General features: G+C 63.3%; 15 protein-coding genes. 5 read left to right on the forward strand and 10 right to left on the reverse strand.

The features are described 5' to 3' along the window. Positions 1-61 precede the first annotated feature (61 nt). The 5 genes from A9W99_RS24385 to A9W99_RS24405 all read right to left on the reverse strand — a co-directional run bounded on the left by A9W99_RS24385 (position 62) and on the right by A9W99_RS24405 (position 4,733). Entirely contained in the window at positions 62-772 is a 711-nt protein-coding gene (locus A9W99_RS24385; RefSeq protein WP_067384535.1) for a haloacid dehalogenase type II, read from the reverse strand. Positions 773-845: 73 nt separating this feature from the next. Next, positions 846-2,417 (reverse strand): serine/threonine protein kinase, encoded by a 1,572-nt coding sequence (locus A9W99_RS24390; RefSeq protein WP_067384611.1) that lies wholly within the window; start codon positions 2,415-2,417, stop codon positions 846-848. Positions 2,418-2,486: 69 nt separating this feature from the next. Next, the gene (locus A9W99_RS24395) at positions 2,487-3,389 is read right to left on the reverse strand and encodes a hypothetical protein (protein WP_156623267.1); all 903 of its coding nucleotides are present in this window, start codon (positions 3,387-3,389) and stop codon (positions 2,487-2,489) included. A gap of 157 nt (positions 3,390-3,546) precedes the next feature. Continuing rightward, positions 3,547-4,320, reverse strand: coding sequence for an Rv3717 family N-acetylmuramoyl-L-alanine amidase (locus tag A9W99_RS24400; RefSeq protein WP_067384550.1), 774 nt, complete (start codon positions 4,318-4,320; stop codon positions 3,547-3,549). A 65-nt stretch (positions 4,321-4,385) separates the two neighbouring features. Beyond that, on the reverse strand, positions 4,386-4,733 hold the full coding sequence (locus A9W99_RS24405; RefSeq protein WP_082930189.1) for a hypothetical protein: 348 nt from the start codon (positions 4,731-4,733) through the stop codon (positions 4,386-4,388). Between the two features lie 370 nt (positions 4,734-5,103). Here A9W99_RS24405 and A9W99_RS24410 point away from each other — a divergent pair, with 370 nt between their 5' ends. Next, entirely contained in the window at positions 5,104-6,273 is a 1,170-nt protein-coding gene (locus tag A9W99_RS24410) for an acyl-CoA dehydrogenase (RefSeq protein ID WP_067384557.1), read from the forward strand. A 4-nt stretch (positions 6,274-6,277) separates the two neighbouring features. Here the strand turns inward: A9W99_RS24410 and A9W99_RS24415 are convergent, their stop codons facing one another. From A9W99_RS24415 to A9W99_RS24430, 4 genes are all read right to left on the reverse strand, one after another. Further along, positions 6,278-6,913, reverse strand: a complete 636-nt coding sequence (locus tag A9W99_RS24415; protein WP_067384560.1) for a TetR/AcrR family transcriptional regulator — start codon at positions 6,911-6,913, stop codon at positions 6,278-6,280. Next, positions 6,910-7,983 (reverse strand): oxygenase MpaB family protein, encoded by a 1,074-nt coding sequence (locus A9W99_RS24420; RefSeq protein ID WP_067384561.1) that lies wholly within the window; start codon positions 7,981-7,983, stop codon positions 6,910-6,912. The genes A9W99_RS24415 and A9W99_RS24420 overlap by 4 nt, the downstream gene beginning before the upstream one ends. Before the next feature lie 85 nt (positions 7,984-8,068). Further along, positions 8,069-8,635 carry a TetR/AcrR family transcriptional regulator gene (locus tag A9W99_RS24425; RefSeq protein WP_067384566.1) on the reverse strand — a complete coding sequence of 189 codons (567 nt, stop codon included), beginning with the start codon at positions 8,633-8,635 and terminating at the stop codon, positions 8,069-8,071. 10 nt (positions 8,636-8,645) lie between these two features. Beyond that, a complete protein-coding gene (locus tag A9W99_RS24430) occupies positions 8,646-10,130 on the reverse strand; it encodes an MFS transporter (protein WP_067384569.1) in 1,485 nt (494 codons plus the stop codon). A gap of 191 nt (positions 10,131-10,321) precedes the next feature. On the opposite strand from A9W99_RS24430, the gene A9W99_RS24435 reads away from it, so the two are divergent. Then, the gene (locus A9W99_RS24435; RefSeq protein WP_067384571.1) at positions 10,322-11,902 is read left to right on the forward strand and encodes a serine/threonine-protein kinase; all 1,581 of its coding nucleotides are present in this window, start codon (positions 10,322-10,324) and stop codon (positions 11,900-11,902) included. A gap of 68 nt (positions 11,903-11,970) precedes the next feature. Here A9W99_RS24435 and A9W99_RS24440 read toward each other — a convergent pair whose 3' ends face one another. Further along, positions 11,971-12,585 carry an HD domain-containing protein gene (locus A9W99_RS24440; RefSeq protein ID WP_067384574.1) on the reverse strand — a complete coding sequence of 205 codons (615 nt, stop codon included), beginning with the start codon at positions 12,583-12,585 and terminating at the stop codon, positions 11,971-11,973. 397 nt (positions 12,586-12,982) lie between these two features. On the opposite strand from A9W99_RS24440, the gene A9W99_RS27875 reads away from it, so the two are divergent. The 3 genes from A9W99_RS27875 to A9W99_RS24450 all read left to right on the forward strand — a co-directional run. After that, positions 12,983-13,114 carry a hypothetical protein gene (locus A9W99_RS27875; protein ID WP_371514985.1) on the forward strand — a complete coding sequence of 44 codons (132 nt, stop codon included), beginning with the start codon at positions 12,983-12,985 and terminating at the stop codon, positions 13,112-13,114. Positions 13,115-13,154: 40 nt separating this feature from the next. Further along, a complete protein-coding gene (locus A9W99_RS24445) occupies positions 13,155-15,305 on the forward strand; it encodes an McrB family protein (protein ID WP_067384576.1) in 2,151 nt (716 codons plus the stop codon). 2 nt (positions 15,306-15,307) lie between these two features. Continuing rightward, positions 15,308-16,281 (forward strand): DUF2357 domain-containing protein (locus A9W99_RS24450; RefSeq protein ID WP_156623268.1); only part of this gene is annotated, 974 nt, incomplete at its 3' end.

The following is a 16,281-nucleotide window of genomic DNA, read 5'->3' on the forward strand; positions in this document are numbered from 1 at the left end:
GTCGCAGAACATCAGCAAAATGGCTGATACCGGCGGAGGCGCGCGCCTCGTGACTACGCGCTTAGCAGCCGAGCTGATCGGCGAGGTCCAGAAAGTCGGACGCGTTGAGGTCGAACTCGCCGGAATAGTCGATGTCGGCGACACCGCCAGCGCCGAACTCAAGCGGGCGTGCGATGAAGGCTGTTCGGAAGCCGAGACGGGCCGCGGCCCGGATGTCGTACTTGTGGCTTGCCACCATCATGATCTCGGGCGGGTTCAGGCCGAGATAGGTCGCGGCCATGCGGTAGATCGCGGGATCGGGCTTGAAAACCCCGGCCATTTCGGCGGCGAAAATGGCGTCCCACGGCAAGCCGGCGCGTTTGGAGATGTTGACCACCGCGGCAACGTCGGCGTTCGACAGGGTCGCCAGTGTGTACCTCGATTTCAGACGAGTCAGTCCGGGTACCACGTCGGGCCAGGGCTTCAGTCGCTGCCAGGCCGACGTGAGCTCATCCCGCTCGGCATCCGACAGTGCGGTGACGCCGTACTCCCGGAGCACGGTGTCCAGCGTGTTGCGGTAAATCGAGTGCACCGAAACCCATTCGTCGCCGGTGGCCGATTCCAATGCAGCGAAATACTCTGCGCGCCAACGGCGTACCAGCTCTGGCCAATAGACGTTCGGCCACCGACCGTTGCTGATCCGCTCTGCTTCCCCGCGCACGGTGGAATGAAAATCCGTTGCGGTGCCTTGCACGTCGAACAGCAATGCCTTGAGGCCCTTTCTCGAAACCACCTGCGCATCGCGAGCAGACGCAAAATCACCCGAAATCGGACGATTTTCGGTGATTTTGCGTCTGCTCGGCGCGTTACCAGAGGTAGACAACCGCGTCTTGTCCGCCTGTGCACTTGATCCACGGATTGGACCCGTCGCCGGCGCACTGCATAAGGAAGTTTCGGCTGTTGATCGGGTCGCAACTAACGCCCGAAAGGCCGTTGCAGGCAACAGCTCCCGACGCCGATACGGTCCGCATCGCGAGGCTCGCGTTGCCGTATGTACCCCAATACGCAGTGAGCACGGAATTGGCGAAGAAGCAGGAGGTTCGGGCTGAGCCACGTCCCGCGCGTGTGCCGAATCCGGTCCTATCCGGCAGCTGAACGATGTCGCACGTCTTGTGGTCCGGGCTCGCGTCCGGTCCGGTCATATATGGCGGGGGTATGTTCCCGCTCGGGAGCGACTCGGTTGAACTCAGGGGCGACTGAATGCCGCTCGACGTAGCCGAGGGGAATCTGGCGGTGCTCGAAGGCTCTGCAGTCGGCGCCGGCGTCGAATTCATCTTTGCGAGAAGACCGATGATGATGCCGACCGCGCCGAGCACCAGCGCAGCCGCGACCGTGATGACGGTAGGAACCACCCATCGTGATCCACCGCGCCTCTCGCTGTAGGTGACCGGCGCAACTTCCGTTGGTGAGTTATCGGGTGCGGGTGATGGGAAGTATTGCGGCGCAGCGGGTCTGAGCGAGGGGCCCGGCGGCGACGGTCTTGGCTGCGCAGACGGCCGCGACGCCCACTGGGTCGGGGCCGCTTCCGGCATGCTGATTTGGGTTCCGGTGCCTCGTAACGCCCGAGTGGCCGCGCGCCCCAATGCGCCCGCGCTCCCGTACCGATCGTCTGGTTCTTTGGCCATGCCGCGGGCGATGACATCGTCGAAGGCCGGTGGGACGCTCGGGTTCGTGACACTCGGTCGAGGCGGCGCCGCCGTCAGGTGCGCCGCGATCACGGCCTGCTGGCTACTGGTCGCGAATGGCATTGCGCCCGTGAGGCATTCGTACAGCACGCAGGCCAGCGAGTAGATGTCAACAGCCGGGGTGATCTCCTTGTCGCCAAATCGTTCCGGCGCCATGTAGGCCCAGGAGCCGATGCGGGCGCCGGCCTGCGTCAGGCGGGTATCGCCGATCACCTCGGCGATGCCGAAATCGACCAGGTACGCGAAATCAGCTGGTGTGACGAGGATGTTCTGCGGCTTGACGTCGCGATGGATCAGACCGTCGGCGTGCGCCGCGTCGAGCGCAGCAGCAATCTGACTGACGATGGCCACGGCCCGCTCCGGATCGAGCGGTTGCTCCTCCAGAATGGTCTGCAAGTCGGTCCCGCGGACCAGCCGCATGTCGATGAACAGGCAGCCGTCGATCTCACCAACGCCATGAATCGGGATCACGTGCGGCTCTTGGAGTTTCGCCGCTGCGCGCGACTCTCGCTCGAATCGTAGGCGGTATCTGCGGTCATCCGCGTACTGACTCTTGATGATCTTCAGCGCGACGGTTCTGCCGATCTCGTTGTCGTATGCCTCATAGACTTCGCCCATTCCGCCTTTGCCGACAACGCCGACGATCTTGTACTTGCCGAATGTCGTACCGACACGCGAATCGGTTGCGGCCACGGTCACCTCCTCCCGCGCGGACAATATGCGACGCATCGCCAAGAGCTCTGTGAGGCAACGGCATTCATGTCACTCACCACACTTTCCGGCGGGCAGCGACCCGAAATGTTGCTTCAGCCAGTTAGCTACTTCGCCGAGAGCCTTGGTGCCGTCGTCGAATTGCCCCGATGCGGGCTCTGCGGCGATAGCCACCGCGATCTTTCCGGTCGGGGTGGTGAGGATGCCGATCTGTCGCACAAGGTATTTCCCGGACGGTGACGGACCCCATCCCCCTTTGAACTGGGTGCCGGGAATGTCCCCGATCCCCCAACTCTGGTTGGCTACGACCTGCCCCATCAGAGCGAATATCGGGTCGTTCTTACTGTTGCAGGCGGCGCTGGCGAGAAACCGGACTTGATTGGTCAGCGACCAATCGGTCTGACCGAAAGCGGTATACGGCGGCCGCACCCTTTTCCACTCGACGGTGGTCGGATCGCCGGTTTCCCGCAAGACTTGCTCAACCTTTTGGCCCGCGACTTGTGGCTCGCCGAGTTGCGCCCAGACGCTTTCGGCTGCCGCGTTGTCGGATTCGGTGATGGCGGCTCGCATTGCGTCGGTGATCTGCTGGGGGTTCTGTTGCCGGTAGGCCGCGATCACCAACGGCACTTTGATCGTCGACCAGGCCTTTCCCTCTTTCCACTCCCCCAACGTCGTGACGTTCTGGCCGCCCCCGACAGCGCCGACCACGACGCCCAGTTTTGCGTTCACTTTGCCCTGCAGGGAGGCGAAGTCTGCGGCCAGCGGATCGTTGGACGACGGCGGCGATGGGGTCGCCGGGGGCGCTGACGGTTGGGACGCCGCCGGCCCGGGCGGTTTGGTCGGCGTCTGGTTCGACGGCTTCGCTGCGGGTCGTGGCGCGTGGTGGTACGTGAAGACGGCGGTGAACGTCACGATCGCGGCCATCACGATCAGCGTCGCGACAATCGCGATCACACGTTTTCCCCGCCAGGTACGCCGGGGCTCGGGAGTTCGGCTGTGCCGCCCACCAGGTTTTCCCGTGAGCGTCATCGTCGGCGCCTGTCGCAGCGAATTGCTGACATCGTGAGTTGACGATCCGTTATCGCACCTTCTGATGTCAACGGGACGACCGCTAGCCTGTTCCTGCTTTCGCGCCAAGGAACGCCGTTATCCCTTTGACGACGGCCGCGGCATACTGCGCCCGGCCGTCCGCGCTTTCGATCTTGGCGGCGTCCTCCGCATTTCGCATATTGCCGAGTTCGACGAGCAGGGCCGGGTACTCAGCCAGGTTCAAGCCGGCCAGATCCGCGCGCCCATACAGCCCGTCGGAGCCGATGTAGTTGGCCGGCTGCATGCCCGAAGCGGCCAACGCATCGCGCATCGTATGCGCCAACTGGACCGCGGGACCGGATTGGGCGTCGTTGAGCGGCGGGCTGGAGTAGTTCACGTGGAATCCGTGCCCGGACGGTGGTCCGCCGTCGGCGTGGATGCTGATGATCGCGTCCGGATGCATCGCGTTCCCCAGCGCCGCGCGCTGATCGACGCACGGTCCCACCGAGCTGTCGTTATCCCGCGACAGCTGTGTGCGTACCCCGAGGTCGTTGAGCGCCGCAGCTATCCGCCCGACGACGTCCCACGTGAACGCATGCTCCGGATAGCCGCTGCTGGTTGTGGTCCCCGAGGTGTTGCACTGTTTCGTGCCCCCGCGACCATTCGGAACTTGGCGCGTTATCGAAGCGTCGGCCACCGCGTTGTGGCCGGGGTCGAGGAACACCGCCATTCCGGCGATGCCGGCCGACGCGCGCGGGGGATCAATCGACATGGCGCCCAGTATGACCGGTGCGACACCGGCAAATTTGAGGATGTCGCGCCTGGTAACCGGTCGCAGTCCGTACGGATCGCTCACCGCGCGATGGTAACAACCGGGCCCGGAAAGGCCCTAGATGCGCCCTTCACGCCGCCAAGACGGTGCTACGGGCTACGGCCGGACCGCGCGGAAGGGCGCTTCACAGCGTCCAGCGCCGGATACAGATAGTGCATGAGTTTGGCGCCTTCGACGCCGTAGATCCCACGGTCGTCGCCTTGCAGCACCCAGCTGTGCTGCTCGTCGGCCCGGGCGGCAAGCGCATTCGTATATCGCGCGTATTCAGCTGCACGTTCTCGGTGCCAGTGCGCGATGGACCGCCCGAGGAAGAAGAGGCCGATGAGGACCAGCGCCCCGACAATCCACCAGAAGAACTTGACGATGATGGCGATGAGGAACAGCAGGCCCAGCACGCCGCCGAATCCGCCGTTCGCGTTCGCCTTGGTAGCACTCATGCCCCGCAAGCTACTCAGGGGCACCGACAGAATTGACTGTCGCGGTTCAGTGTCGGCAGATCCGTCGACCCTGAACGATCACACACTGCTGGTAAACGGCCGGATACACCACCGGGGTGTCGCTGTGGAGATGGCATGCCTGGTCGGTGCACGCAGACTGCGCGCCTGCGCTCGCAATAGCCGGCCAACCGACCATGACACTCGCTACAAAAGACGTCACGCAGGCGATACGCAGCTTACGCAGCACAGTCGACGAGCATACGTCATCGCGGACATTATGAGTATCAGTTAACTTGCCGTGTCGCAACGGCTTAGCTCGTAGCAAACAACATTCACGTGTACATACAAAATAGTATGGTACGGTGGCGGCATGTCGCTGGTCGATAGCCGTCCGACGTATGGGATTACCAACGAGTTCGTCGCTCGCCTGGCAGAGCGCGCAGAGGAGGCCGAGCGGCTGCGTCGCCTTCCCGCGGCGACGGTCAGCGAGTTCAGGCAAACGGACATGCTCCGCCTGTTGCTCCCCGCCCGCTACGGCGGCATTCAAGCGTCGTTTCCTGAACTGCTGCAACCGATTCGGCGAATGGCGCACGGATGTCCGTCGAGCGCCTGGACGCTGGGGTTCTACGCGCTGCACAACTGGATGCTGTCGCTGTTCGACCCGAAGCTTCAGGACGAAGTCTTCGCCTCCGGACCCGTCCTGGCGCCGGCACCCCTGGCCCCGACCGGCCGTGGCACCCCGGCCGACGGCGGTGTACGCCTGAGCGGTCGGTGGTCATGGGCAACCGGCTCGATGGACGCGGACTGGGTGATCGTCGGCGCGCTCATCGAACGAACCGACCGCATCGATCCGGCGCTCGTGGTGGTGCCCGCCGACGAGGTCGAGGTCGACGATGTCTGGCACACCGCAGGTATGCGCGGCACCGGTTCCCACGATGTCGTCGTGACCGACGTCTTCGTACCCGAGCACCGCATCGTCGCCGTCGCCGACATCTATGGCGGCACCTCACCTGGCGCGCGCGAGCACGGGGTGCCCACCTACCGGTGGCCGATGGTTCCCGCACTCGCGCTCGTAGCGTCGATGCCTGTCCTGGGGGCCGCCGAACGGGTCACCGAACTCTTCGCAGAGCGACTCAGCGCCCGCGTACTGGCGTATAGCGGTGTGGCGCAGAAGGATCAGCCAGCGGCGCAGATCAGACTGGCGAACGCCCGGGTGCGGCTGCGCGCCCTCAGCGCGCTCATTGCCGAAACCGCCGACGGCATAGAACAACTCGTGACCGAGGGCACCCGTGTCACCCGGTCGGTGCGCGCAGATGCGCGACTGGCGGCGGCCCACACCGTGCGCGAATCCCGGGCGATCATCGCCGACCTGCTGGAAGCGTCCGGCGCCAGCGCGCAGTTCCTGTCAAATCCCATGCAGCGCTTCAAGCGCGACGTGGACATCGTCGCGGGGCACGTGGTGTTCGACTACGACATGAGTTGCGAGCTGGCCGGCGCGCTGGCGATCGGCGCGAAGATCTCTCCGATCGCGATGGTCTGACGAATCAGCCTGCGCGCGCACGCAAAGCGCGATATGCGGCGCGGCCGACGATGTCGGCGAGAGCATCCGGCGACCACGCATCCGGCTGCTCGAGTATCATGCGTGCCGCGGTTTCGCACATCCCGACGAAGATCTCGGTGAGTACCGGCCCGACGTGGTCGATGTCGTCGACCTGCCATCGCTCGAACAGCGGCCACATCACCGAGGCGACCTGCTGGCGGATTCGTCGCCGTCCATGCGAGATCGCCTCGGCCAGAAGCGGTTCGGGATCGTTGGCGAAGATGATCCGCCATGATGCGGGACGTCGCTTGACGTCGTCGAGCAGGGATCGGAACCCGTCGACGAACATCTGCTCAACAGACGTCGTCTTCAACGGCGGCAGGATCGACAGCAGCGCGTTGAGTGCGACGTCTGTCTCGCGATCGAGCAGGGCGCGCAGCACGTCACCCCGACCGCTGTAGCAGTCGTAGACGACCGGCCGGCTCACCCCCATGCGCGCCGAGATGGCGCCCATGGTGACCGCGGAAACCCCTTCGGCGGCAGCCAGTTCGAGCGCCGCATCGAGCACCTGGGGTCGGCGTCGTTCCGGGCCGAGATGTTCGGCCCGCTGGCGTTCCTGCGGCGTGCTGCGCGGTGTCACACCACAGAACCGAGGATCGGCTGGGATTCGATGATGCCGTCTTCGCTGGGCGTGAGGCCCTGGTCGAACACCCGGGCCTTCTGTCGGTCGCGGAACTGCTTGTGCGCTAACGCGGGAGCATCGAAGCCAAGCCGAGCCTGTGCCTCATGCGGCGTGGCGGTCACCGGGTTCTGCGCCGGAACCGAGCACAGCACGGGTGCCGCGACCTCCACGGTGGTGGGAGACAGCAGCTGCAACAGCATCAACTGGAATCGGGTGCTCATGCTGATCGTCTTGAACGCGAGACGCAAGACCGGGACCACCGCCGCGTCGAGCACGGGATTGACTGGCAGACCGGACATCTGGCGCATCCACTTGGGCATCGTGGCCAGCGTCCCGCGGCGCAGGAATGCGGCAATCAGTAGGGCACCGGGCCGCATCAGTGGCGGCATCGGCGGCAGCATCACCTCCGCGCGCAGCAGGTGGTTCATCGCTTTCTTGGCGATGTCGGAACCCAGTAGCTGTGGCCGCATCTCGTCGAAGTACCGCCGGATGCCCCAACGCGTCGTCGGCACGTCGGCCGGAGCGCAGGTTTGCAGCTCGGCGGCCAGCGCGCACTCGGCCCAGTACTGCTGCTCCTCCTCCGCCGAGAGCTTGCCGGGCCCGTACTTCTCGTAGGCGACGAGGATGGAGTGCCATGCCGTGAGATGGATCCACAGCTGCGACGCCGGGTCGTTCGCGTCGTAGCGGATCCCGGTCACCTCGTCGGTGCCGACGGCTTTCGAATGGATCTTCACCAATACGTCGGCGGCCTTGACGGTGGATGCGCTGTCGCCGAACGCCACCATCGAGAAGTAGCGCAGTGTGCGGTCATAGCGGGTACGTGGGCGTTTGTAGATTTCGTGCGTCTTGTCGACGGCAGCGACGAGAGCGGGGTCGAGTTCTTCGATCACCACCGAACGCTGGAAGCCCACGGTCAGCGACGTCGGGTAGCTCCACACCTTCCAGGTGACCGAGTCTGGGCCGAAGAAGCCGTAGTCTTCGGCCGCCTTGACCTGCGGCAATGACATCAATTCGCGGATCGCGCCCATCTGCGCCCCTTTTTCCGACACTGTGTAGGAATTTCCGACAACGTGTAGGATAACCGGCTGTGGGGCCCGCGTGTCAAGCTGACGGCTACGTCGGATCGGTCAGCATGAGGTCGAGGAATCGTTCGCGTTGGGCGGCCTTTTGCGCCTGGGCGGCCGAGCCGGCGAGGTGCAGTAGGCCGATTCCGGCGGCGAAGGTCAGCTCTGCGCGCAGCTTGGCGTCGGACGCGTTGAAGCCGTAGTCCGCGTAAGCCTTTGTGACAGAGCGGAGCAGACGCGCGTCGGCCGCACGGATATTGGCGGCGGCGACGGGGTCGGTACGCGCCCATTCCCGCATGGCGCGTTCCAGCATCCAGTGTTGGGGGCTGGTGAGCGCAGTCATCATGGCGGACAACCGTTCTCGAGGTGGCAGCGTGTCGAGTTCGGCCAGCGAGTGCCGGTCGTCTTCCAGGAACGCGTTCCACGATTCGACGAGCGCGGCGCGATAGCTCTCCATGTCCTCGAAGTGCCAGTAGAAGCTGCCACGCGTCACACCGACGCGCTGGCAGAGCCGTTCGACTTTCAGCGCGCGTACGCCGTGCTCGGCGAGCAAGTCGTAACCGGCCTGCAGCCAATCCTCGACCGTGAGGCGAGACTGGGGCTTGCGTACTGCCACACCGTGAAGATTACGGGTGGCTCGCGTCGTCCTCGTTCTCGGCGTCGGCCACCGTCAGGGGCAGCGCCAGTTCCTCCAGGGGGCGTCGTTCGGCGGCGACACCGAGCCAGATTTCGACCAGCCCCGCGATTGCCATCACGACGGCTCCGATCAGGAACGACCACACCACCTGGCCGCGCTGCCCCGAATTGATCAACTCGCCGAACAACAACGGCCCCGTGATACCGCCGATCGCGGTTCCCACCGCGTAGAAGAACGCAATCGCCAGCGCCCTGGTCTCCATGGGAAAGATCTCGCTGACGGTCAGGTAGGCAGCGCTGGCACCCGCCGACGCCAAGAAGAACGCGGCTCCGAGCACAGCGATGAAGGTCCAGGGACCGCCAGTCTGGGTCACGAACAGCACCGCCAGGACGACGACCACGGCCGCCGAACCGATGTATGTCAACGCGATCATCGGTTTACGGCCGACACTGTCGAAGAGGTGCCCGAGCAATAGGGGGCCCAGGAAATTGCTCAGCGCCCACACGATGAAGAACAGCGGCACATGCCCCGACGGGACTCCGTAGAAGTTCTTCTCGTTCAACAGCGTGCCGAGATTGAACGTCACGCCGTTGTAGAGAAATGCCTGCCCGATGAACAGCGCGAGTCCCAGCACCGCGCGCTGCGGATAAAGCTTGAATGCCACCTTGGCGATCTCGGCGAACGAAATCGTTTCGCGCTGCCTAATTTTCAGTGGTCGCCCTTGCGGTTCGGACAGCGGTTCGCCGGTTTGCTCCTGGACTTCGCCTTCTATGTCGCCGACGACTTGCTCGGCTTCGTCATTGCGCCCGTGAATGAACAGCCACCGCGGACTTTCCGGAACGTTGCGCCGCACCACGAGGACGAAAATGCCGAAGATGGCGCCGATGCCGAAGGCCAGCCGCCATCCGATGTTCGCCGGGAAGTTCGACGTGTCGAGCAGTACCAGTGCGCCAGCCGCCCCGAGGGCGGAACCCAGCCAGTAGGTCCCGTTGATGATCAGGTCGACGCGACCACGCAGACGTGCCGGGATCAACTCATCGATGGCCGAGTTGATGGCAGCGTATTCGCCGCCTATGCCGGCGCCGGTGAAGAAGCGTGTGATGAAGAAATACCAAGGGGCGAAGGCGAATGCGGTCGCGACGGTGGCGGTCAGATACAGCACGAGGGTCAGCACGAAGAGATTTCGTCGGCCGAAGCGGTCCGTCAGGTGACCGAAGAACAATGCGCCCAAACATGCCCCGACGATGTAGACGGCCCCCGCCATGCCGATGTTTGCGGCGTTGAGGTCGATGCCGCTGCCCGGCTCCTTGAGGCGCGCCGACACGTTGCCGACCATCGTGACCTCGAGCCCGTCGAGGATCCACACGCCGCCCAGGCCGACGACCACGCGCCAGTGGAACCGCGACCAGGGCAGCCGGTCCAATCTCGCGGGTATCTGCGTGGTGATGGTTCCGGTCTGCACGCCTTCGCTCATGGGTTCTTCACTACCCGTTGCGCCGCCGAATCGCACCTACGGTCTTTCGGCGAGCAGACGCAAAGTCGCGCTCTGAAGGCCTGCGACGTGCGATTCTGCGTCTGCTCGTTGGTGTCAATCCTGCGCAAACGTCTGCGAACCTGACCCTCGCCAGCGGATACTTACCGAAGCGCGGCAAGGCAGGGGGTTCGGTGAAGTCGCTGGTCGGCGGGTCGTTCGGCAAGTACCGCATCAACCGGATGCTGGGCAAGGGCGGCATGGGCGAGGTGTACGAGGCCTACGACACCGACAAGGGCCGAACCGTCGCCCTGAAGGTGCTTGCCGATCAGTATGCGCAAGACGACACCTTCCGCACGCGGTTCCTCCGGGAGTCGCGCGCCGCTGCCGTCCTGCAAGAGCCGCACGTCATCCCGATCCACGACTGGGGCGAGATCGACGAAACGCTCTACATCGACATGCGGCTGGTTCAAGGCCAGACGTTGGCCGAGATGCTCAAGGTGCGGGCGCTTGAACCGCAACGGGCTGTCGATATCGTGCGGCAGGTTGCGGCGGCATTGGATGCCGCCCATGCCGAAGGGCTGATCCATCGCGACGTCAAACCGCAGAACATCATCGTGACGGCAGACGATTTCGCGTACTTGGTGGACTTCGGTATCGCCGAAGCCCGCGGCGACACTCATCTGACGATGACGGGTTATCACATCGGCAGTTTCGATTACATGGCGCCGGAGCGGTTCCGCGAGCAGGCGGCCACAGCGGCTGTCGATATCTACGCGCTGGGATGTGTTCTCTACGAAGCGTTGACGGGCCGCAAGCCGTTTCCCGGTCCGAGTGAGCAAGTCATCACGGGTCACCTGTCGATGCCGCCTCCGCGGGCGAGTGCGGTGGATGCTCGTGTCCCGGCGTCTCTTGACGACGTCATCGCTCGCGCGATGGCGAAAGAGCCAGATGATCGTTACGGCAGCGCCGGAGCGCTGGGCCGGGCCGCCATGCGTGCGCTTACTGAGGTTTCGACGGCTCCGCGTCCCGCGCCGGCGATGCCTCCCCCCGTGTACATGCCGCCGCCCACTGCGCCTCCTCTCCCGAATTACGGGTTTCCCAGCGGACCTCGGCCTTATTCTCGTTCTCCTGCAACGGGTCCCGATCGTGTAGCTACTCCACCAGTTTCCGAGGAACCTTCGTCGAGATCCGTAGTGCCGATCGTTGTCGCGGTGGCAGCTGCGGTGGTGGTGATCGTTGTGGCCGCAACCATTGGTGTGCTCATTAGCCGAAATTCCGGGTCGGACAACGCAACTCAGCCGACGATCGGTTACTCGACGCCTAGTTCTAATCCGTATGACACCGGCTCGCTATCGACAACTTCGTCGCGGACGGTTGCCCCGACGTCCCAAGATCCCACACAGCAACTACGTCAAATCGCCGATGGTGACCGATCTTTCGTCTCCGCTCAGCTGGCCGACAAATGGGTGCCACAGCTCAGCTCGAAGCAGCTTGGCATGTTCGCCGAAGGCAGAGTCTGGGATGGTGCCGCGATATTGCAGGAATACCAGCAGCTACAGCAGCGGTTCCCCGGCGCGAGACTGCTTAAGTCAGGCGAGTGGTCCACATTCTCGGGTCCGGACTACTGGGTCACCGTGGCGGGCATTAGATTTGACGACTCGGCGGGTGCGCTGGCCTGGTGCCGCGGTAATGGGTTCGATCGCGACCATTGCATCGCCAAGATCGTCAGCACGACGCATCCGGTTGCGGGAAGTACGGCATACAACAACTGAGTAGCTGTTGCGTCGACCGACAGACGCTCCAATGAGCCAAGTCTTATTGGGGGCAGCCCCTTTTCGATTCAGGATCCGCTTGCGGAGTGTCCGATCGCCTGTTCCAACGCGTCGATCGCATCTTGTAGCTCGACGACCATGCCCCGATGGCACCGTCGGTTCTTGTAGACATCGAGTAGGGCTCGGTAGTACCACACATGCAGTCGCGGATCTTTTTCGTTGAAGCGGTTCCACAGTTCTTCGCCGACGTCTCGGAAATCCCGCAGGATCGCGCGGGCGTTGTGCAACTTGTCGGCCAGCGACACCAACAGCGCGCCATCAGACGCCGCGGGCAAATGGTCGACGTACCTCTGCTTCCGTTCGCGCCACGGGGGCTTCGGCGTCTCGACGGTGTCGCTGCATTCTCTGACGATCTCTGCCACGTCGGCGCCAAACTTCTTGCGGATCTCGGCCAACGTTTCTTCACCGCCTTGGTCCTCCGCGGCGTCGTGCAGCAACGCCGCGATGGCCTGTTTCTCCGTCCCGCCCGCGTCGATTACCAAGCCGGCCACTGACAGGAGGTGTCCCAGGTATGGGATCTCGCTGGTGCCTTTGCGTGTCTGCGTTCCGTGCCTTTCCATCGCGTAGTCGACGGCTTCGAGGAAGTCGCGTGTGAGGCGTGGCGACGCGGCCTGACTGTTCATGCTTGCCCCTCCCGTTGATCGGCTCGTTGTCAGCTTCGGACAAGGATGTGACACGTCAGTCCTCATGGTTCTGGCAATGCGTCCCCCGCTCGCGGGTTACCCGGTGCTGTGGCCATCAAGTTCTTCTGGTTTCGCGTTCCTAGCGAGCCCGCCTCCTACTCTTTCCCGAGAATCTATAAAACTGACCGATCCGCTCCGGCATCCCTAACGTGACCGCCCCTCGACAAGCCGCGCGGAAGACCGTTTCTTCCTCCCCGACGGTCGCCGACTGGGCTACGCCGAGTCCGGCGATCCGGCAAGGCGCGGTGGTGCTGTCGTCTTACGGCACACTGGGCGCGGCGTCAGTTCCCCTAGCCGGTCGTCGCGCCGCCACGAAGCTGGGCTTACGGTCATTTTCGTGGAACGGCCGGGCTCGGGTATGTCCGATCCGCACGCCTCCGCCGCCATCGCCGACTGGGCACCCGACATGGCACACGTGCCCAGATTGGACGAGGCCCGCCTCGTAGGGGACACGAGGCAGATGATCTAAGGTGCTGGGCGCCGCTGGCCTTCCCAACTAGCCTGAGACCGTGCTGGCCATCCCAACTCTCAAGTTCAGCTATGGCAATCTGCTGCTCGCCGGCCTTCACGAGCGTGGCTCGGCGAATATCGTGGAGTTGCTCAGCGACGATCCAGCGCAATTCTTTAAGTCCGAAGGTCCGTTCGAGAACCCGGAGAGACGGGCTCGTGATTGTCTTCGGTTCGCTCAGATGCTTGGTCTGGCGGTGGAGGACGAGCGCAGGTGGAAGCTCACCGCATCGGGCACCACCTACGCTAAAAATGTCGATCCAAGCAATCCATGGATTGTCAATGACATCCAGGCTGAGGTCCTTCGTGACCGACTAGCCGGTGACGCTCCGCTGTATGAGGACGTTCATATTGCTCTTCAAGTTGTTCGTGACTTGCCCACCGGCTTCTCTAACGACGACCTAGGGCGCGCGCTAGCTGAGCATTCGAATTCCGACCAGTGGCAATCGGACCGAACCTTCGAATCGCAGGGTGCCCGCTACCGAGAACTTCTTCGTGAGAGCGGTCTCATCGATCGAAACGGTGAACTCACCGAGGAAGGGGTCATCTTCCTCGGACAACAGCCTTCAGTCTGGTGGGTGAATCAAAACGTTACCTACACAAAGGAGCGCGATGGCGGGTTCCTTTGGGCGCCAACGTTGGATAAGGCCGGCCGACCGCAATACCACTGGGACACTATGAATGAAGTTCGCGAAGGCGACGTTGTCCTGCACTACAGCAATGGCTCGTTGCGAGCCGCGAGCCACGTAAGCGCAGCTGCCAGGCCGGCGCCGAATCCATTCGACAGCCAAGCCTGGGATAAGGCGGGCCAGCTGGTGGAGACGCAATACCAGGAGCTGAATGAGCCCGTCGCACTCGCCGCCATCGACGAGGATGCCCGAATCAGGCAGGGCTCACCCTTCACAGTCTCTGGATCCGTCCGCCAAGGCTATCTCTTTCGCCTTCAGGGAGACTTCGTAAGTGAACTGGCCCAGCGGTTTCCCGAGCTCGCGGCTCACCTCACTTCGATCCCAGTCGCTGCGAGATCAACCCCGACATCGCCGGAGGCGCCGATGCCGTCCGAACTATTCCAAGAGTTTGCCAACGCAGTGGAAGCCTCTGGACTCCGCTTCCCGGCAGGCTCGAACCTCGTTCGATCGTTCTTGAGCAGTCTGCTTGCCAAACCCTTCGCGATCCTGACGGGCCTCGCTGGTTCGGGCAAAACGCAGCTCGCGATGAGACTCGGTGAGTGGTTCGGCACAGATGAACACGGACGTCATCGCCACGTCGTCGTACCCGTACGGCCTGACTGGACAGGTCCGGAATCGATCTTTGGGTATGAGGATGCGCTGCGTAAGTCCGCATCTGGGGCGCCGGTGTGGTTTGTTCCGGAAGCGTTCGAGTTTGTTCTTCGCGCGGCCAACGATCCCGAGCACCCGTACCTGCTGATCCTGGACGAGATGAACTTGGCTCATGTCGAACGGTATTTTTCGGACTTTCTCTCCGGAGTCGAATCGCGGCGTCCGGTCTTACCCGATCTGGTGCTCGATGAAAATTCTCGCCAATGGGTCCTGCGTGACGTGGAGGCGCAAAGGCTGCCATTGCCACGAAACCTTTTCGTTGTCGGCACGGTCAACGTGGACGAGACGACCTACATGTTCTCGCCGAAGGTTCTCGACCGGGCCTCTACCTTTGAGTTCCGGGTGACCTCCGATGATCTCGACCCTGAACTCCAGCGGCCCATTGCTGCGCCGGCGGGAGAGGACCAGCGAGTGCGCGCCTTCGCGTCGCTGGCGGAAAGCGACGATTGGCAGCGAGAGCATCCTCATCCGGCCCGCGCCGAGATTGTGTCTACGCTTCGAGAAGCGCACGTGATCTTGGCTGGAGCAAACCAAGAGTTCGGGCACCGCACGTTGTACGAGATCCTGCGGTTCTGCGCGTTCTTCGCGGCGACGGGAGACACCGATGTCGATACGGCGCTGGACCTCGCGATGATGCAGAAGATCCTGCCGAAGGTACACGGGTCGCGACGGCGCGTCGAACCCGTTCTCACTGAGCTCGATGCGCTGGCAGTTGGCGCCGGTCCGGCCCCGCGGCTACCTATCACACACCACAAGATCGTCCGCATGATCGAATCAGTTCGCGCGAATCAGTTCGTCAGCTTCGCTGAGTAGCCATGCCCCAAGATTCGATGCAGTTGGAGCTTCGAAATGGCGAAGGCCATGTCGTCGGTCGGCTGCTTCTCGCCAACCTTCCTGGGCGGCCGGACATCACATTCTCGGCGCACGGTGACGTCGCGTTGCGTGAGGCGGGTGTCTACCGCTACGAAATATCTACCGTTGCAGCCAATGTCGACGTTGAGCCCCGCGAGTTGTTCGATCCTGATGATGAGAGTCGGAAGCGAGGGCGGCTATGTCCCGGTCAAGCCGTTGGGCGTCTCCGAATACAAGTGGTTGATCGCGCCACCGGGCAAACAGGGACGACCGATGTCGACGTCCTAGCCGTCAAGCTCGATCACGAGACCGAGTATCGCCAAATGCTCACGGATATCTCGTCATTCGCTGCCGAGGCAGTGTTGCAGGGGTTTGCACCAAGCTTGTTAGATCTTGCGCCAAGTGAATTGCCGCCCGACCTCCTGTACCTTCGCTTCGCGATGATTGCGGCATATTTGCAGGATCCGGCGTTCGAGGCCGCAATTGCACGCGTCGCCTCGCAACCACACCGGACTTGGGTTGCCGAGCAAGAGATCCGTCCGATTGGATCACCGTTTCCAGCTGGGGCGAATTTTCGTCGTGCAGTTTGCGTGCCCGGTCGGCGAGTGCCGTGGTCGGGCGGTTCGGGCGCGCTCGCTTCCCTGCCTGCTGCTCTAACCCGGGATCGCACTGAAGCTAGCGTCGACAATTCAGCTAATCAGTTCGTCAAGTTTGCTTTGGAGCGTTGGCAAGCCGTCGCGCTGGAATTGTTGGACCGGCTTTCGTTAACGTCACATAAGGTCGAGTCAGGTCCGCTGCGCCGCGGTCAGCAGATCGCTGCTGACATCGTTTCCCAACTCGTCGAGTACCTGGCGCACCCGCTCTTCCGGGAAGTGAGTTCGCTACGGAGGACGCCCATTTCGGATCAGGTGTTACTCAAGCGCGCAGGCTACCGCGA

The sequence above is a fragment of the Mycobacterium sp. 1164966.3 genome (assembly GCF_001665395.1).
Classification (GTDB): domain Bacteria; phylum Actinomycetota; class Actinomycetes; order Mycobacteriales; family Mycobacteriaceae; genus Mycobacterium.